This is a genomic window from Streptomyces sp. MBT53, assembly GCF_016654115.1.
GTDB lineage: Bacteria > Actinomycetota > Actinomycetes > Streptomycetales > Streptomycetaceae > Streptomyces.
Genome location: NZ_JAEQAZ010000062.1, coordinates 23,093 through 40,428 on the forward strand (window position 1 = coordinate 23,093; position 17,336 = coordinate 40,428).

Genomic DNA, 17,336 nt, shown 5'->3' on the forward strand with positions numbered 1-17,336 from the left:
TGGAGCCTGCTACACCAACGGGGTCGGGCTTGCCCCCCGTGCCCTGCTCTCCGTGCCCTACTCCCCGTCCTTCTCCCTGTCCCGCGCGCGGAGTTCCTCGATGTAGTCCTGCGCCAGCGTCGACGTCCGTGCGAACCAGTCGGCCAGTATGGCGATCTCCTCCGGGGAGTAGTCGGCGAACTGGGCGTTGAGGCGGTCGTAGTACGGCCCGTAGAGCGCGACGACCCGGGTCACCGCGGCCGGTACCGAGGCCACGCGGACGCGGCGGCGGTCGGTGGGGTCGGGGACGCGGGTGATGAAACCGGCGCGTTCCAAGCGGTTGAGGATCCCGGTCACCGCGCCCGTCGTGACGTGGGCGTGCTCTGCCAGGTCGCCCGCCGTGAGGAGGTTCTCGCCCGCTTTCAGGACGCAGGCGAAGCAGAGGAGGTCGGTGACGTTCAGGCCCAGCCGTTCGGCCATTTCCTGCTGGCCGAGCTGGGCGGTGGCGATGAGGGAGTCCATCGCGTCCAGTGCCTGGGCCGGGGTGGCGGCGGGGCGGGGCTTGGCTTGCATGGATATTGCCTTAGCTAGTGAGAGATTAATACTCTAAACTTCTTAGACCGTGAGAGATCTCGGAGGCCTGAGGAGGCTGGCACATGAGCGCACACCAGTATGACGAGGGACATACGGTCGCCGGGTGGACCGGATGCGGCATCGCGACCGTCGGGACGACCGTCGCCGGGGTGGGGGTGTGTACGGTCTCCGCCGCGCTGATCGGCGGCGGGCTGGGGATCGTCGTCGTCGCCGTCCTGGTCACCTGGGCGCTCCACCTCAACGGCTGGGGCAAGCCGCCCGGCCGGCGGGACCGGGCGCAGTGGGGGATGCGGGTGCGGGACACGTCGGCGCGGGCCGGGCACGCCGGGTGTGTCGGGTGCCGGCTGGCGGGGCGGGGACGGGGACGGCCGGCGGAGGGGAGCACGGAGGAGACCCGGCAGCCGCCCGTTCCGGTCGGAGAAACCGCAGGCTGAGGCCGTTGTCAGTGGCGCCGTCTAATCTCGTGAGCGATGGCACAGACATCACGGGCACCACGGACGTGGAAGTGCTCGGGACTCCGATGGACGGTGGGCGGTCCCGAGTTGAAGTGGGACGGCGGGCGCGGGAGCCCGCTGCCCCGTGGGAAGCGGGTGGCCTTCGAGGTCGCGGAAGGGGGCGGGCGGACATGCGTGGGAGCACGGGGGCATACCTGCCCGCTGCGTGCGGCCGTGCCGGAGCGGAGCACAGGAGCGCGGTGCGAGGAGTGCGCGCGGCTGGACCGGGCGCACTCGGTGGCCGCGGACACGATCGCGGACGACCCGCGGCCGTACCACGTATATCTGGCCTGGTTCGGCCCCGGCCTGCTCAAGGTCGGCATCACCGCCGAAGAACGCGGCTCCGCGCGGCTGCTTGAGCAGGGCGCCGTCTGCTTCAGCTGGCTGGGCCTCGGCCCACTGATGGCGGCACGGCGCTCGGAGGAGTTGCTGCGCGCCGCACTCCGGGTACCGGACCGGATTCCCTACGGCGAGAAGCGCGCCGTCCGCTCCGTGCTGCCGGGCGCGGCGGCGGAGCGCGCAGCCGAGATCGCCGAGCTGCACGCCCGGGCCCTCGCGCTGCGCGAATGGCCGGAGTCGCTCCACCGCGAGCCGTACCGACCCGTGGACCACGTCGACGCGTTCGGCCTCACGGACCTCCCGTCCGCCGTCGGCGAGGTGGGCGGGCTGGTCGCGGGCGGGGTGGTGAGCGGGGAGGTGCTCGCGGCGGCGGGACCGGATCTCCACCTCGCGACCGGGCGGGGCGTGGTCGTTCTGGACACACGGCTGATGACGGGGTGGGAGCTGATCCCGGCCGGCGGCGAGACGGCTGAATTCACCGTGCCGGTGAGGGAGTTCAGGAGGGAAGCGCCGGGGGTCCAGGAAGGGCTGTTCTGAGGATGGGGAAGGGAACGGGAAGGGGACAGGGAGGAGTCGTCATGGAGGTGACCGTTCAGTGGGTCCGCACGTCCTGGACGAAGCGGTCACGGGGAGGCGAGGCGGCCGCACGCAGAAACGCGGCCCCGGTCGGATTCCCGCTGCCGGACGGGATGGCGTCGCCGGCCCACGCGGTTCACATGATCCACACGGTACGGATGCACGAGAAGGACGACTTCACGCCGCACGACGGCCGGGCGGAGCGGAAGCAGGTCGCGGTCCAACTCCGGGAGGCCGAGGGGCGGTTGCGGGTGTTCCCGCGCGTGGACCCGCTGTACGGGCTGCCGCCCAGGGCGCGTCGGCCTCCCGCGGTGCGGCTCGTGCCGGGGCAGTGGGTCCGGTGGCAGCTCAACTACCGTTTCAGCAGCGCGGCCGGTGTGCGGGACTGGTCGTACTGGCTGGACACGTTCAACGTCGCCTACGGGCCGGTGACCGCCGATGTGTTTCTGGGGACGCCCGCCTTCCATGTGGACGAGCAGGGGCCGGTTCGATAGCGATGGGCAGGAGTGGGGTCCCCTATGGAAATGGACAGTGAAGGGTGTGAAGCCGGTGAAGCCGACGCGGCTGCCGAGACGGTCGGAGTGGCCGCCGAGACGGTCGGTGTGACCGAGGCGGAGTCGGTGCGGAGGTTCTGGCGACGGCTCGGCCTCCCCGGTCTCGTCGATGTGCACACCCACTTCATGCCCGAGCGGGTGCTGCGCAAGGTCTGGGGGTACTTCGACGCGCTTGGGCCCTCCACCGGCGGAGCGCTGGAGTGGCCGATCACCTACCGGAAGGAGGAGGACGAACGGGTCGCGCTGATAAGGGAGTTCGGAGTACGCGCTTTCACCGCCATGCTCTACCCGCACAAGCCCGGCATGGCCCGCTGGCTCAACGGCTGGGCCGTCGACTTCGCCGCCCGCACCCCCGACTGTCTGCACACCTCGACTCTCTTCCCGGAAGAGGGAGTTGAGGACTACGTACGCGAAGCGCTGGAGTCCGGCGCGCGGGTCTTCAAGGCGCATGTGCAGGTCGGGGCGTACGACCCGGCCGACGAACTCCTCGACCCCGCCTGGGGGTTGCTCGCCGAGTCCGGGACACCGGTCGTGATCCACTGCGGGTCGGGACCCGCCCCCGGCAAGCACACCGGGCCCGAGCCGATCGGCCGGGTGCTGGCAAGACACCCGCGGCTGCGGCTGGTCGTCGCGCACATGGGGATGCCCGAGTACGAGGACTTCCTCGACCTCGCCGAGCGGTACGGGGAGGTGCGGCTGGACACGACGATGGCGTTCACGGACTTCAGCGAACGCCTCGCCCCGTTCCCGCCCCGCGCCCTTCCCCGGCTGGCCGCCCTGGGAAACCGCGTTCTACTCGGCAGCGACTTCCCGAACATCCCGTATCCGTACCTGCACCAGCTGCACGCCCTGGAGCGACTGGGCCTCGGGGACGACTGGCTGCGGGCGGTCTGTCACGACAACGGGGCGGAGCTGTTCGGGCTGGGCGCCGGACTGTGAGGGAGAGAAGGAGGTTGGGGGGATACAGGGGAGACCGAGGCGGCACGGGCGGAACGCACAGGTCCGCCGGATCCGTGTGCGGGACGGGATAAGTCCTGGGCAAGAGATTCCAAGGCGTTCCCTGAGAGGCCCCTGTGTGTTTCTCAGGAAAATCACAGACTCTAGAAAGCGTGCTCTAAGAGGACCACGACAACGTGTCCACCATGACCACGACCTCGCCCCAGGGGCGCACCGAACTGCTGAGGCCGGACGGGAGCCCCGTCCGAGTGCTTGTGGTGGACGACGAGCTGTCGATCACCGAGCTGCTGTCCATGGCCCTTCGCTATGAAGGCTGGCAGATCCGCAGCGCGGGTGACGGAACCGGCGCGATCCAGACCGCGCGCGAGTTCCGGCCCGACGCCGTCGTCCTCGACATGATGCTGCCCGACATGGACGGCCTGACCGTCCTGGGCCGGCTGCGCCGTGAGCTGCCGGACGTCCCGGTGCTGTTCCTCACCGCGAAGGACGCGGTCGAGGACCGGATCGCGGGTCTCACCGCCGGCGGCGACGACTACGTCACCAAGCCCTTCAGCCTCGAAGAGGTCGTGGCCCGGCTGCGCGGGCTGATCCGCCGCTCCGGTGCGGCGGACCGCCGTTCGGACTCCGTGCTGGTCGTGGGTGACCTCACCCTCGACGAGGACAGCCACGAGGTGTCGCGGGCCGGTGAGGGCATCCACCTCACCGCCACCGAGTTTGAGCTGTTGCGCTTCCTGATGCGTAATCCCCGTCGTGTACTCAGCAAGGCACAGATCCTCGACCGTGTGTGGTCGTACGACTTCGGTGGGCAGGCCAATGTGGTCGAGCTCTACATCTCGTACCTCCGCCGGAAGATCGACGCGGGACGTGAGCCGATGATCCACACTCGACGCGGTGCCGGTTACCTGATCAAGCCCGCGGCCTCATGAGCGGGCGACGACGGCCGCGTGCGCAGAAGAAGCGAGCGGGTAAGCCGCGCACCCTGCGGACCCGGCTCGTCGTCGCGTCCGTGACGCTGATCGCGGTGGTGTGTGCGGTGATCGGTACGGTGACGACGCTCGCCCTGCAGGATCACCTGTACCAGCAGCTGGACGGCAAGGTGGACGACGCCGCCAGGCGTGCGGTCGGCAACCGCCTGGACGGCAAGCTCCCCGGGGCGGGCCAGAACCCGAATGGCAAAACGGGCAACGCGCCGCCGAAGGACACCACGCCGGCGAGCGCCAAGGCCGCCAAGTTCGCCAACCAGCCCCCGACGCAGCCCGACACCATCGCCGCTTACGTGCAGAACGGCAAGATCGTCAGCGCCGCCATCGCCGAGCAGAAGCGCGACGCCAACGGCGCCTTCGAAAGCATGGCCGCCGGCACCCTCACCACGGCGCAGAAGGCGGCCGTCGCCTCCGTGGCGAAGGACCACAGGAATCACTCGGTGGACATCCCGGGCCTCGGGGAGTACCGCGTCCAGTACGCCACGAGCGAAGACGGCAGCGACTCGTTCTACATCGCCCTGCCGACCTCCGAGGTCACCAACACCATCAACACCCTGATCCTCGTCGAGGTCAGCGTCACCGCCGCGGGCCTCGTGGCCGCGGCCATCGCCGGCTACGTCCTCGTGGGTGTCGCCACCCGCCCCCTCCGCCGCGTCGCCGCCACCGCCACCCGGGTCTCCGAACTGCCGCTCCACACGGGCGAGGTGACCCTGAACGAACGCGTCCCCGAGTCCGAGACCGACCCGCACACCGAGGTCGGCCAGGTCGGTGCCGCGCTCAACCGGATGCTCGACCATGTGCACGGCGCCCTGCACGCCAGACAGCAGAGCGAGATGCGGGTACGGCAGTTCGTCGCGGACGCCAGTCATGAGCTGCGGACGCCCCTGGCCTCCATCCGGGGTTACGCGGAGCTGACCCGTCGCGGACGCGAACAGACCGGCCCGGACACCAAGCACGCCCTCGGGAGAATCGAGTCCGAGGCGGGCCGCATGACCCTCCTCGTCGAGGATCTGCTCCTGCTCGCCAGGCTCGACGCGGGCAGACCGCTCCAGTTCGACCAGACCGACCTGATCCCGCTCGTCGTGGACACCATCAGCGACTCGCGCGCGGCCGGCATGGGCCACAACTGGCGGCTCGACCTGCCCGACGAACCCGCCCTCGTGTCGGCGGACGCGGCCCGTATCCAGCAGGTGCTGGTCAATCTGCTGGGCAACGCGAGAAAGCACACGCCGCCCGGTACGACGATCACCGCCCGCGTGCAGCGGCGCGGCCCGTGGATGTGCGTGGACGTCGAGGACAACGGCCAGGGCATCCCGCCGGATTTGCTGCCGCACGTCTTCGAACGGTTCGCGCGCGGCGACTCGGCGCGTTCCCGCTCCACCGGGTCGACCGGTCTGGGCCTGGCCATCGTGCAGGCGGTCGCGACCGCACACGGCGGCGCGGTCACCGTGGACAGCGTTCCCGGACGCACTGTGTTCACCGTGCATCTGCCCGCGCTTGCACCGGCCGCGCCCATGCCCGCGCCCGAAACGAATTGGCAATCGCACTCACAGGCACAGCACAGTGCCACCACATGGGTGCAACAGGGCGCTTGAGGAGAGTCGGTTCATGCGAACCGACTCTTCTCCCGGCACCCTGCCGGCGCGGGAGCACCTCCCGGCCGGAGACGCCGGTACGCCTGTCCTGGACGTAGTGATCCCCGTCTACAACGAGGAGAAGGACCTCCAGCCATGTGTGCTCAGACTGCACGAGCACCTCAAGCGCACGTTCCCGTACGCGTTCCGCATCACCATCGCGGACAACGCGTCGATCGACACCACTCCTCAGGTGGCGGCGCGGCTGGAGTCGGACATCCCCGAGGTGAAATCGTTCCGGCTGGAGCAGAAGGGGCGCGGTCGAGCACTGCGCACCGTCTGGTCCGCCTCGGACGCCCCGATCCTCGCCTACATGGACGTCGATCTCTCCACCGACCTCAACGCGCTGCTCCCCCTGGTGGCGCCGCTGATCTCGGGTCACTCCGACCTGGCGATCGGTTCCCGGCTGGCCCGCTCGTCGCGTGTCGTGCGTGGCGCCAAGCGCGAGTTCATCAGCCGGACCTACAACCTGATCCTGCGCGGCTCGCTGCAGGCCCGTTTCTCGGACGCCCAGTGCGGATTCAAGGCGATCCGGCGTGATGTGGCCCAGGCGCTGCTGCCGCTCGTCGAGGACACCGGCTGGTTCTTCGACACCGAGATGCTGGTGCTGGCCGAACGGGCCGGACTGCGCATCCACGAGGTGCCGGTCGACTGGGTCGACGACCCGAACTCGACGGTCCACATCGTGAAGACGGCGACCGAGGACCTGAAGGGAGTGTGGCGCGTGGGCAAGGCCCTGGCCTCCGGTTCGCTGCCGCTCGACCGTGTCACGCGCCCCTTCGGCGACGACCCCCGCGACCGTGACATCAAGGACGTGCCCAAGGGGCTGGCCCGCCAGCTCGTCGGGTTCTGCGTGGTCGGCGGTCTCTCCACCCTCTTCTACCTGGTGCTGTACAGCGCCTTCCGGCAGTTCTGCGGCTCGCAGATCGCCAACGCGCTCGCGCTGCTGGTCTCGGCGGTCGCCAACACGGCCGCCAACCGCCGTCTCACCTTCGGGGTCCGCGGCAAGGGCGGAGCCGTCCGTCACCAGGCACAGGGCCTGGTCGTCTTCGCCATCGGCCTCGCGCTGACCAGCGGTTCCCTCGCGGCGCTGAACGCGGCCAGCAGCAACCCGGCGCACTCCACCGAACTCGCGGTCCTGGTGGCCGCCAACCTCGCCGCGACCGTCCTGCGCTTCCTGCTCTTCCGCGCCTGGGTCTTCCCGGACCACGGAGACAGCACCGACGAGTCGACGCTCGCGGCCCTCAACTCCCCTTCGTCGCCCACCTATTCGACGGCGGCGGCCCCCCAGCACGCACAGCACGCACAGCACGCACAGCACCACGGTTCCTACGGCCCGCTGCCCCACCGGCAGCCCCAGCCTCAGCAGGGAGCGCCGTACGACACCACCACCCAGTTCCGCGCCGGTGAAGCCGCGGACGGCACCTGGAGGGACGCGACGATGCAGTTGCAGCCGGTGCGTCCCCACGACACCTACCCGAGGGACCCCCGATGACCACCGAAACCGATCAGACGACCTATCCGGGAGGAGGCGGCCCCTCGTCCTGGGGGGCGCCGACCGGTGACGCCGGTGCCAGAGACACGGCCGTGCACGAACCGGTGGCACCCTCGGACACCCTGGCCCCCCAGGCCGGTGAGCCCAAGCAGCCGCTCGGGCGCCGCCTGTGGCGCGGCCGGCCCGAGGACCCGCGCTGGGTGCGCCCCGCCTTCTGGGGCATGCTCCTGGCGACCGGCCTGCTCTACCTCTACAACCTGAGCGCGTCCGGCTACTCCAACTCCTTCTACTCGGCGGCGGTCCAGGCCGGCAGCAAGAGCTGGAAGGCGATGCTGTTCGGCTCGCTGGACGCGGGCAACGCGATCACCGTCGACAAGCCCTCGGCGTTCCTGTGGCCGATGGAGATCTCGGTCCGCATCTTCGGCCTCAACTCGTGGGCGATCCTGGTCCCCGAGGTCCTCATGGGCGTCGGCACGGTCGCGGTCGTCTACGCGGCGGTCCGCCGCCGGCACAGCCCCGAGGCCGGTCTGATCGCGGGCGCCGTGCTGGCGCTCACCCCGGTCGCCGCGCTGATGTTCCGCTTCAACAACCCCGACGCGGCACTGGCGTTGCTGATGTCGGTGGCCTGCTACCTCGTCGTCCGGGCCCTTGAGGACGGCCGTACGAAGTGGCTGGTGTGGGCCGGAGTCGCGATCGGCTTCGCGTTCCTGTCGAAGACGCTGCAGGCCTTCCTGATCCTGCCGCCGCTGGCCATCGTCTACGCGGTGTGCGCGCCGGTGAGCGTGAAGAAGAGGTTCGCCCAACTGGGCCTGGCGACGGGCGCGTTGGTCGCCGCCGCCGGCTGGTGGGTCGCGATCGTCGAGCTGTGGCCGGCGTCCTCGCGCCCGTACATCGGCGGCTCGCAGAACAACAGCTTCCTTGAACTGACCTTCGGCTACAACGGGTTCGGCCGCCTCAGCGGCGACGAGACCGGCAGCGTCGGAGGCGGCGGTGGCGGTGGCGGTACCGGCCAGTGGGGTGCCACGGGCTGGGACCGGATGTTCAACTCCGAGATCGGCAGCCAGATCTCCTGGCTGCTGCCCGCCGCGCTGATCCTCCTGGTCGCGGGCCTGGTGGCCACGCGCAAGCTCAACCGCACGTCGGTCAGGCGCAGTTCGATGCTGGTGTGGGGCGGCTCGCTGGTGACGACCCTGGTCGTCTTCAGCTACATGGCCGGCATCTTCCACCAGTACTACACGATCGCCCTCGCCCCCTACATCGCGGCCGTGATCGGCATCGGCGCGGGTTCCCTCTGGGAGCGGCGGAGCGAGATCTGGGCGTCGATCACCCTCGCGGCGGCGGTAGTTGCAGCGGGCGTGTGGGGTTACGTCCTCCTCAACCGCACCCCCGACTACCTGCCCTGGCTGAAGTGGCTGGTCCTCCTCGGCTCCCTGGCGGGCGCGCTCGGCCTGATCTTCGTCGCGAAGATCGGCCGCCAACTCGCCCTCGCGGCGGTCGGCCTGAGCATCGTGGCGGGCCTGGCAGGTCCGGCGGCGTACACCATGTCGACGGTCAACTCGGCGCACACCGGCTCCATCCCGACGGCCGGTCCGGCCGGCGCGAGCATGATGGGCGGCGGCGGTCCCGGCGGCGGCCGAGGCGGCTTCGGCGGCGGCAACCGCACCGGCGGCACCGGCACGATGCCCGGCCAGCAGGGCGGCGGCACCACCCAGAACCAGGGCGGCGGCTTCCCCGGCGGCGGCACGGGCACGATGCCCGGCGGCGGTACGGGCACCGCACCTGGTGGCGGCACCGGCACCCAGAACCAGGGCGGCGGCTTCGGCGGCCAGATGGGCGGCGACGGCGGTGGCATGGGCGGCGGCGGTGGCGTCGGCGGTCTGCTCAACGGCGCGACGGTCACCTCGGCGGCCAAGAAGCTGCTCCAGACGGACGCGGGCAAGTACACCTGGGTCGCCGCGTCCATCGGCTCCCAGAACGCAGCGAGCTACCAACTCGCCACCGGCGACCCGGTGATGGCGATCGGCGGCTTCAACGGCACCGACCCGTCGCCGACGCTGGCCCAGTTCCAGAAGTACGTGGCGGACGGAAAGATCCACTACTTCATCTCGGGCGGCACCGGTATGGGCGGCAGCAGCACCGGCAGCTCCTCGCAGATCACCTCGTGGGTCGAGAAGAACTACAAGAAGGTGACGGTCGGTTCGGCCACCTTCTACGACCTGACGCAGAAGACGAGCAGCTGACCCTTCTCCACTGAGCAGAGGCGGTGACCCCGTGGTCACCGCCTCTGCTCGTATCTCCGTTGTACGCCGTATAGGAACTGTTCTACGGTGTACAGCATGTCGACCTCCCCAGCCCTCCAGGGCCACTCCCAGCGCTGGATCGTCCTCGGAGTCATCTGCCTCGCGCAGTTGACGGTGTTGCTCGACAACACCGTCCTGAACGTCGCGATCCCCTCGCTCACCCGCGAACTCGACGCGAGCACCGCGGACATCCAGTGGATGATCAACGCGTACTCGCTCGTACAGTCGGGGCTGTTGCTGACCGCGGGCAGCGCGGCAGACCGCTACGGCCGCAAGAAAATGCTGATCGCGGGTCTCGTCCTCTTCGGCGCGGGCTCACTGATCGCCGGACTGGCCGACTCCACCGGGCAGTTGATCGTCGCGCGGGCCGGGATGGGGGTGGGCGGGGCGCTGCTCATCACCACCACTCTCGCCGTCGTGATGCAGATCTTCACCCCCGAGGAACAGCCGAAGGCGATCGGCATCTGGGCCGCCGTCAACGCCCTCGGCTTCGCGACCGGCCCGCTCCTCGGCGGCTTCATGCTCAACCACTTCTGGTGGGGCGCGATCTTCCTGATCAACCTGCCGGTAGCCGCACTGGCGTTGGCCGCGGCGATCGCCCTGGTCCCCGAGTCCAAGAGCCCGCGCGGCGACCGCCCCGACCTCCTCGGCGCCCTGCTCTCCACCGTCGGCATGGCCGCGCTGGTCTACGCGATCATCTCCGGCCCCGCGCACGGCTGGACGTCGGAGCGGGTGCTGCTGTTCGCGGCGGTCGCGGTCCTGTTCCTTGCGGCCTTCGCGTACTGGGAGAACCGCGTCCCGTACCCCATGCTCGACCTCGACTTCTTCCGCGACCGCCGCTTCACGGGCGCGGTCACCGGAGTCGTCCTCATCACCTTCGGCATGGCCGGCTCCCTCTTCCTCCTCACCCAGCACCTCCAATTCGTCCTCGGCTACGGCCCGTTGGAGGCCGGAGTGCGGACGGCGCCGCTCGCCCTGGCGATCGTCGCGCTCAACTTCTCGGGGCTGGCGGCGAAGTGGACGGCGAAGCTGGGCGCTCCGCGGGCCATCGGGCTGGGCATGGTGCTGATGTCGGCGGGGCTGGCGTCGATCGCGGTGGTCGCGTCCGGTGGGTACGCGGGGACGCTGGCGGGGCTGTTGCTGATCGGGGCGGGGGCGGCGATCGCGAATCCGGCGATGGCTCACGCGATCATGAGTGCGATCCCGCCGGAGAAGGCCGGGGTCGGTGCGGGCGTGAACGGCACGCTGGGGGAGTTCGGGAACGGGTTGGGGGTTGCCGTCCTCGGCGCGGTGCTGAGTTCGCGGTTCGCGGCGGGCTCCTTGCCCGAGGGACTGGCGGCGGCGACTTCGGCGGCCGAGCGGAGGAGGGTGACCGATTCCTTCTCGTCCGCGCTGGAGGCCAGTCAAATCGTCGGCGCGGTTGCTGTTTTGGCCGGAGGGTTGCTTGCGGCTGCGTTGTTGTGGCGGGCGGAGCGGGCAGACTCGGGGGTGGTGGTCGCTCAGTAGTGTCTGCGGGTGCGTTGTGGCTGGTCGCGCAGTCCTTGCGCCCCTAAGTTGACTGATCCAGGATTTGGATCTTGAGGAAGGTGCGTCATGGCCAAGACAAGCTCGTCGTCAGGGCGTTCCGCGCGCACGAGTGTCTGGCTGGAACAGAAGGCGCCTCGAAGTGCGCGCGGGGGACAACCCTCCGGGCTCGACCGCACCCGCATCACCGACGCCACCGTACGACTCCTGGACGCCGAGGGACTCGCGAAGTTCTCCATGCGGCGGCTGGCCACCGAGCTGAACGTGACGGCGATGTCCGTCTACTGGTACGTCGACACCAAGGACGACCTTCTCGAACTCGCCCTGGACGCCGTCTTCGGCGAGCTGCCGTTGCCCGATCCGGAGGCCGACGGCGCGGACTGGCGGGACCAACTCCGCACGCTGGCAACGGAGTACCGGGGCCTGCTGGTCCGGCACCCGTGGCTGTCGCCGCTCGCCGGGACGTATCTCAACATCGGGCCGAACAACCTGTCCTTCTCCCGGGTCGTCCAGCGCGTGATCCGGCGCACGGGACTGCCGGACCACGGCCTGACGGGCGCCATCTCGGCCGTCTTCCAGTTCGTCTACGGCTACGGCACGATCGAGGGCCACTTCTTCGCCCGGGTCGCCGACACCGGCATGACCCCCGACGACTACTTCCGGCACGCGATGACGACGTTCGACGGGGCCCCGACGACCGCCGAGATCGCGGCGGAGTCCAAGAAACTCATGGCGGCCCGGGGCGGCGACACGGTCGCGGAGATGATGGAACGGGACTTCACCTTCGCCCTGGACCTGCTGGTGGCGGGCATCGAGGCGATGGTGAAGCGGGGTTGAGCAGGGGCGTCAGTTGTCGTCGGCGAGCCGTGCCGGGAAGCCACCCGTGGCCACCGGTCCCCACCGCTCCGGCGTCACCCGGATGATCGACTTGCCCTGCTTCAGCATGGCGGCCCGGTACTCGTCCCAGTCCGGGTGTTCGCCGGCGATGTTGCGGTAGTACTCGACGAGCGGTTCGACGGAGTCCGGCGGGTCGATGACCTCGGCCGTGCCGTCGATCTGGACCCACGGGTCGTTCCACTCGTCGCTCAGGACGACGAGGGTGACCCGCGGGTCCCGCTTGGCGTTGCGGGTCTTGGCGCGCTCGGGGTAGGTGGAGACCACGATCCGCCCGGAGTCGTCGACCCCGCAGGTCAGCGGCGAGGCCTGGGGACTGCCGTCGGCCCGCCGGGTCAGCAGCAGGGCGCGGTGGCGGGGTCGTACGAAGTCGAGCAACTCGTCCAGGGAGACGGCGGTGTTGGTCGCGATGTTCGGTGCCATGAGCGCAGCCTAGTTGTTGCGGGTCAGGACGTCGGTGACGTGAGGTGTCGGCAGATCAGCTGGTGAGCGAGTTGTGCCGTCGCGAGCAGGTTCTCGCGAGCCGTGTCGACGTTGGACCGCACCGACAGTCCGTGCCAGACGGTTTGGACGAGCCCGGTCAGGACCGCTGCGTCGGTGCCCGCGGCCAGTTCCCCGTCCTTGAGCGCTCGTTCGATGCGCACGAGGAGGGCCCGCTCGTTCGAACTGTGCAGTTCGGCGATGTAGGTGCTGGTGTCGAGCGTGCTCGTGCTGTCGGTCATCACGGCGCTGCTGATGAGACATCCGGGATGCGTGTCGTTCGGCTGGGTGAACTCGTGGACGGAGTCGGTGAGGATGCGTTCGATGACCGTCCGGATGTCGTTCTCGGCGACAGCCTGCTGGTAGATCTCGCGGTAACGCTCGGCGTAGGTCCGCACCGCTTCCTCGAACAGCCCGGCCTTGCTGCCGAAGGCGGCGTAGAGGCTGGAGGTGGAGAGCCCGAGGGCCGCGGTCAGGGTGCGGGTCGAGGTGCCGGAGTAGCCGCGCCGCCAGAAGAGGCGAGCGGCGTCGAGGACCGCACGGTCGCGGTCGAAGGCTCGGGGGCGGCCACGGTGGCGTTCGGTCACGCTTGCATTGTAGATCGTTCGCTCCATAATAGATTTATGGAGCGGACGATACAGAAAAGGCTGCCGGTCGGCGGGGACAGCTGGGTCACGGTCGATGTGTACGGGGAGCCGGATGCCCCGGGCCTCGTCGTCGTCCCGGGCGTGATGAGCGATGCGCATACGTGGCGTCATGTCGCGGGCGCCATCGACGCCTGGCCCTCCGTGGTGGTCGTGAACCGCCGGGGACGTGCCTCTTCGGGGCCGTTGACCAACTCGTACTCACTGCGGACAGAGGTCGAGGACCTCGGCGTGGTCCTGGACGAGTTCGACGGCACGAGGGCGCTCTTCGGCTGGAGCTACGGCGGCTCGATCACCTTGCTGGCCGCCAACGACCGCCCGATACCCCAGGTCATCGCCTACGAGCCGGTGATGCGGCCCTTCGGACGCCATGCGCTGCCGGACCTGAAGCACGCGGCGGAGACGGCGGACTGGGATCGCTGCGTCGAGATCGTCAATCGGCAGATCTCCGGTTTCTCCGCCGCGCATGTCGAGGATCTCCGGGCCGATCAGCACGGTTGGGCGATCCTGCGCCGCTTGAGCGGTCCGCTCCACGCCGAACTCGGCGCGCTCAACGCGGCGCCGCCTCCGGAGGTGATGGCGCGACAGGCAGATCAAGTCGACCTGGTCATCGGGCAGAGCAACCGCGGAACGGCCCCCTACGGAACGTCGTTCGACCACGTGCGGCAGCACGTCGCTCACGCCGGAGTCCACGAACTCCCCGGCCAGGGCCACCTGGCCCACATTCAGGCACCGGCAGAGCTCGGCCGGCTGCTCAACAGCCTCGCCGCCGTCTGACGGGCACAGGCCCGGAGAGTCCTCACCCCCGAGGCAGCGACTCCCCCTGCACCGTCTGGATGTCCAGTTCGACCTTGAGGGTCGTGCCGATCGCGGCGATGCCCGCCTGGACGACCTGGTTGTAGTTCATCGCGAAGTCCTCGCGGCGCAGTTCCGTGGTCGCGCGGAACGCGGCCCGGGTGCCGCCCCAGGGGTCGGCGCCGGTGCCGAGGTAGGCGAGGTCGAGGTCGACGGGTCGTACGACACCGTGGAGGGTCAGGTCGCCGTGCACCGTCCACCGGTCGGAGCCCGCCGGGGACAGGCCCGTGGAGCGGTAGGTGATCTCCGGGTGGCGGGCCACGTCCAGGAAGTCCGCGGACCGCAGGTGGTCGTCGCGCATGCCGTTGCCCGTGTCGATGGACGCGGCCCGGATGACCGCCTCCACCCGGGACTTGGCGATGTCGTCGGGCGCGATCTCGACCGTCGCCGCGAAGTCGGTGAAGCGGCCGCGCACGCTGGAGATCCCCAGGTGCTGGGCGACCGCGCCGACCGTGGAGTGCGCGGGGTCGACGGTCCAGGGGCCGGGCGGCGGGAGTTCGGTGCCGCCCTGCCGGGCCAGGGTGACCGTGCCGACCTCGGCCCGGCCGCTCGCGGTGACGATCGCGGTGGCGGCGGCGGGCGCGTACCCGACGGCGGTCACGATCACCGTGTACGGACCGGGGGCCATCGGGTTCGGGTCCCGCACCGCCCCCTCCGCGTCCGCCTCGGCCCGCAGCACCTGCGCCCCGGTCGGGTCGGTCACCGTGACGACCGCGTGCGACACGGCCCATCCGTCGCGGGTACGGATCTTCGCGGTCAGTCCCATGTGTCCTGCAACTCCTCGCCGTACGGCCCTGCAAAGGGGACCGGTCCGCGCAACGCGCCTCCGCTCGGGACGCGTTGCGCGGACCGGGGTATCAACTATTCGCCGGGGTGGGCGAGTTCGATGTCGTGGCCGTCGGTTCCGCGGCCGTTCAGGGTGAGGGCGGTGGCGACCGGCGGGTAGCCGGTCGCGATCACCGTGTACTCGCCGCCGCTCAGGTCGGTGAAGGCGTACGCCCCGTCCGAACCGGTGGTGGCGGTGCCGACCACGTTGCCCGCCGCGTCCACGAGGGTCACCCGGGCGTCGGCCAGCGGGCCGTACGGGGCGCGGACCACGCCGAGAACCCGGGCGCCGGAGTCGAGGTCGATCTCGACCCGGGTGACACCGGTGCCGCCGACCTCGACGGGCAGCGCGCGCGGCCGGAACCCGTCGGCGTTCACCGCGACGGTCACCGCCCCCGGCACCAGCTCGGCGAACGCGAACTCGCCCTGCTCACCGGTGATTCCGCTGGACAGCAGATCCCCGCGCACATCCGTCACGATCACCATCGCGTCCTTGACCGGCTGCCCCGAATCGGCCGCCCGGACAAGGCCGTTGAGGCCGCTGGTGCCGCTGAGGAGAACGTCGTACGACACCGGGTCGGGGCCGTTGACCACGACCGTGGAGGCCTGCGGCTGGAAGCCGTCGGCGGAGGCGATCAGGACGTACGAGCCGACACTCGGCGCGTCCAGCGCGTAGGAGCCGTCCGCCTGCGTGACCGAGCGGCCCAACTGGCGTCCCCCGAGGGAGATCAGGGTGACGGCGGCCTGCGGGACGGGCGCGCTCTCGGCGCCGCGGACGTAGCCGCGGACGGGAATTCCACCGGACACGGGGACTGACATGGCTGTGGTCACGGGTGCGGTCTCCTCCCTGGTCGCCGTGGCTACGGCACCGGTCTGAGGCTCGGAAGCGGCTGCCCAGCTGGGGGTGTTGATCTCCTGCTCCGGCGCGGGAACCTCGGCCGCGTCCAGCACGCCCACGGCCTCCTCGGCCGCCTGGGCCAGTCCGCCGGACGTCCGCAGCGGGACCTCCTTGATGAACATGACGACGACGAGGGCGATGAGGGCGAAGGGCGCCGCGTAGAGGAAGACGTCGGCGATTCCGTGGCCGTAGGCGCTCTCCAGCCAGGTGCGGACCGTGCTCGGGAGGGCGTCCATGTCGGGGAGCGCGCTGCTGCCGACGGCCTTCGCGGCGGCGGCCTGCGACTGCGGGTCGAGCGAGGTGACGGTGTCCTTGGCGTAGTGCGTGATCCGGCCCGACATGACCGAGCCGAGCACACCGACGCCGACCGCGCCGCCGAGCGAGCGGAAGAAGCTCACCGTGGAGGAGGCGGCGCCGAGGTCCTTCGGGGTGACCTGGTTCTGCGTGGAGAGGACCAGGTTCTGCATCATCGTGCCGACGCCGATGCCCAACAGGGCCATGTAGATGGACAGTTCCCAGTACGGGGTGTCGTAGCGCATCAGGCCGAGGAGGCCCAGTCCGGCGGTGAGGGAGACGGCGCCGCCGACCAGCCAGCCCTTCCAGCGGCCGGTCTTCGTGATGAAGCGGCCGGAGACCATCGACGCGACGAACAGGCCGCCGATCATCGGGATCGTCATGACGCCGGACATCGTCGGGGACTTGTCGCGGGCGAGCTGGAAGTACTGGGAGAAGAAGACCGTGCCGGAGTACATGCCGACGCCGACGAAGAGCGAGGCCAGCGAGGCGAGGGAGACCGTGCGGTTGCGGAACAGGCGCAGCGGGATGATCGGCTCGCTCGCCCGGGTCTCGGTGAACACGAACAGCAGCGCCAGCACGAGCGTGCCGCCCACCATCGTGTACGTCTGCCACGACAGCCAGTCGTACTTGTCGTCGGCGAACGTCACCCAGACCAGCAGCAGCGAGGCCGCCGCGGTGATGAAGAAGGCGCCTGTCCAGTCGACCTTGACCTTCCGCTTGGCGACCGGGAGGTTCAGCGTCTTCTGGAGCACGATGAGCGCGATCAGCGCGAAGGGGATGCCGACGAACAGGCAGTAGCGCCAGCCGAGCCACGAGGTGTCGGTGATCACACCGCCGAGCAGCGGACCGCCGACGGTCGCCACGGCGAAGGTGGCACCGGTGTAGCCGGAGTACCGGCCGCGCTCGCGCGGGGCGATCATCGCGGCCATCACGACCTGGACGAGGGCGGACAGACCGCCGGCGCCGAGGCCCTGGATGACACGGGCGCCGATCAGCATCGCCGGGTTCTGCGCG

At 70.1% G+C, this 17,336-nt stretch carries 16 protein-coding genes; 11 read left to right on the forward strand and 5 right to left on the reverse strand.

The genetic code is table 11. The features are described from left to right. Positions 1–57 precede the first annotated feature (57 nt). Complete coding sequence (locus tag JHN45_RS23085; RefSeq protein ID WP_201050453.1) at positions 58–552, reverse strand: MarR family winged helix-turn-helix transcriptional regulator; 495 nt, start codon at positions 550–552, stop codon at positions 58–60. 83 nt (positions 553–635) lie between these two features. Here JHN45_RS23085 and JHN45_RS23090 point away from each other — a divergent pair, with 83 nt between their 5' ends. From JHN45_RS23090 to JHN45_RS23135, 10 genes are all read left to right on the forward strand, one after another. Further along, on the forward strand, positions 636–1,007 hold the full coding sequence (locus tag JHN45_RS23090) for an HGxxPAAW family protein (RefSeq protein WP_201050454.1): 372 nt from the start codon (positions 636–638) through the stop codon (positions 1,005–1,007). 36 nt (positions 1,008–1,043) lie between these two features. Beyond that, the gene (locus JHN45_RS23095) at positions 1,044–1,943 is read left to right on the forward strand and encodes a DUF2797 domain-containing protein (RefSeq protein WP_201050455.1); all 900 of its coding nucleotides are present in this window, start codon (positions 1,044–1,046) and stop codon (positions 1,941–1,943) included. Between the two features lie 41 nt (positions 1,944–1,984). Then, entirely contained in the window at positions 1,985–2,476 is a 492-nt protein-coding gene (locus JHN45_RS23100) for a hypothetical protein (RefSeq protein WP_200714750.1), read from the forward strand. 30 nt (positions 2,477–2,506) lie between these two features. Then, positions 2,507–3,475, forward strand: coding sequence for an amidohydrolase family protein (locus tag JHN45_RS23105; protein WP_236583978.1), 969 nt, complete (start codon positions 2,507–2,509; stop codon positions 3,473–3,475). 203 nt (positions 3,476–3,678) lie between these two features. Beyond that, positions 3,679–4,419: a response regulator transcription factor gene (locus JHN45_RS23110; RefSeq protein WP_026179246.1), complete on the forward strand. Its 741-nt coding sequence runs from the start codon at positions 3,679–3,681 to the stop codon at positions 4,417–4,419. Beyond that, the gene (locus JHN45_RS23115; protein ID WP_200714751.1) at positions 4,416–6,071 is read left to right on the forward strand and encodes a HAMP domain-containing sensor histidine kinase; all 1,656 of its coding nucleotides are present in this window, start codon (positions 4,416–4,418) and stop codon (positions 6,069–6,071) included. The genes JHN45_RS23110 and JHN45_RS23115 overlap by 4 nt, the downstream gene beginning before the upstream one ends. Before the next feature lie 13 nt (positions 6,072–6,084). Then, a complete protein-coding gene (locus tag JHN45_RS23120; RefSeq protein WP_201050456.1) occupies positions 6,085–7,605 on the forward strand; it encodes a bifunctional glycosyltransferase family 2/GtrA family protein in 1,521 nt (506 codons plus the stop codon). Continuing rightward, positions 7,602–9,845, forward strand: coding sequence for a glycosyltransferase family 39 protein (locus JHN45_RS23125; RefSeq protein ID WP_201050457.1), 2,244 nt, complete (start codon positions 7,602–7,604; stop codon positions 9,843–9,845). Before JHN45_RS23120 ends, JHN45_RS23125 begins: the two co-directional genes overlap by 4 nt. Positions 9,846–9,941: 96 nt before the next feature. Beyond that, positions 9,942–11,411: an MFS transporter gene (locus JHN45_RS23130; RefSeq protein ID WP_201050458.1), complete on the forward strand. Its 1,470-nt coding sequence runs from the start codon at positions 9,942–9,944 to the stop codon at positions 11,409–11,411. An 87-nt stretch (positions 11,412–11,498) separates the two neighbouring features. Further along, positions 11,499–12,266, forward strand: a complete 768-nt coding sequence (locus JHN45_RS23135; protein WP_201050459.1) for a TetR/AcrR family transcriptional regulator — start codon at positions 11,499–11,501, stop codon at positions 12,264–12,266. A gap of 9 nt (positions 12,267–12,275) precedes the next feature. Here JHN45_RS23135 and JHN45_RS23140 read toward each other — a convergent pair whose 3' ends face one another. Both JHN45_RS23140 and JHN45_RS23145 read right to left on the reverse strand, forming a co-directional pair. Continuing rightward, positions 12,276–12,746, reverse strand: coding sequence for a PPOX class F420-dependent oxidoreductase (locus JHN45_RS23140; protein ID WP_200714756.1), 471 nt, complete (start codon positions 12,744–12,746; stop codon positions 12,276–12,278). A 23-nt stretch (positions 12,747–12,769) separates the two neighbouring features. Then, positions 12,770–13,390 (reverse strand): TetR/AcrR family transcriptional regulator, encoded by a 621-nt coding sequence (locus JHN45_RS23145; protein WP_201050460.1) that lies wholly within the window; start codon positions 13,388–13,390, stop codon positions 12,770–12,772. 36 nt (positions 13,391–13,426) lie between these two features. Between JHN45_RS23145 and JHN45_RS23150 the strand changes: the two genes are divergently transcribed. Continuing rightward, on the forward strand, positions 13,427–14,224 hold the full coding sequence (locus JHN45_RS23150) for an alpha/beta fold hydrolase (protein ID WP_200714758.1): 798 nt from the start codon (positions 13,427–13,429) through the stop codon (positions 14,222–14,224). A gap of 22 nt (positions 14,225–14,246) precedes the next feature. Here JHN45_RS23150 and JHN45_RS23155 read toward each other — a convergent pair whose 3' ends face one another. Then, entirely contained in the window at positions 14,247–15,068 is an 822-nt protein-coding gene (locus JHN45_RS23155; protein WP_200714759.1) for a YceI family protein, read from the reverse strand. A 95-nt stretch (positions 15,069–15,163) separates the two neighbouring features. Beyond that, positions 15,164–17,336: MFS transporter (locus JHN45_RS23160; RefSeq protein ID WP_201050461.1), on the reverse strand; the 2,173-nt coding region annotated here is incomplete at its 5' end.

Coding starts and splice junctions, on each gene's coding strand:
- JHN45_RS23110 (WP_026179246.1), top strand. CDS start 3,679: ATGACCACGACCTCGCCCCAGGGGCGCACCGAACTGCTGAGGCCGGAC.
- JHN45_RS23085 (WP_201050453.1), bottom strand. CDS start 552: ATGCAAGCCAAGCCCCGCCCCGCCGCCACCCCGGCCCAGGCACTGGAC.
- JHN45_RS23135 (WP_201050459.1), top strand. CDS start 11,499: ATGGCCAAGACAAGCTCGTCGTCAGGGCGTTCCGCGCGCACGAGTGTC.
- JHN45_RS23150 (WP_200714758.1), top strand. CDS start 13,427: ATGGAGCGGACGATACAGAAAAGGCTGCCGGTCGGCGGGGACAGCTGG.
- JHN45_RS23100 (WP_200714750.1), top strand. CDS start 1,985: ATGGAGGTGACCGTTCAGTGGGTCCGCACGTCCTGGACGAAGCGGTCA.
- JHN45_RS23105 (WP_236583978.1), top strand. CDS start 2,507: ATGGACAGTGAAGGGTGTGAAGCCGGTGAAGCCGACGCGGCTGCCGAG.
- JHN45_RS23140 (WP_200714756.1), bottom strand. CDS start 12,746: ATGGCACCGAACATCGCGACCAACACCGCCGTCTCCCTGGACGAGTTG.
- JHN45_RS23095 (WP_201050455.1), top strand. CDS start 1,044: ATGGCACAGACATCACGGGCACCACGGACGTGGAAGTGCTCGGGACTC.
- JHN45_RS23130 (WP_201050458.1), top strand. CDS start 9,942: ATGTCGACCTCCCCAGCCCTCCAGGGCCACTCCCAGCGCTGGATCGTC.
- JHN45_RS23115 (WP_200714751.1), top strand. CDS start 4,416: ATGAGCGGGCGACGACGGCCGCGTGCGCAGAAGAAGCGAGCGGGTAAG.
- JHN45_RS23120 (WP_201050456.1), top strand. CDS start 6,085: ATGCGAACCGACTCTTCTCCCGGCACCCTGCCGGCGCGGGAGCACCTC.
- JHN45_RS23090 (WP_201050454.1), top strand. CDS start 636: ATGAGCGCACACCAGTATGACGAGGGACATACGGTCGCCGGGTGGACC.
- JHN45_RS23125 (WP_201050457.1), top strand. CDS start 7,602: ATGACCACCGAAACCGATCAGACGACCTATCCGGGAGGAGGCGGCCCC.
- JHN45_RS23155 (WP_200714759.1), bottom strand. CDS start 15,068: ATGGGACTGACCGCGAAGATCCGTACCCGCGACGGATGGGCCGTGTCG.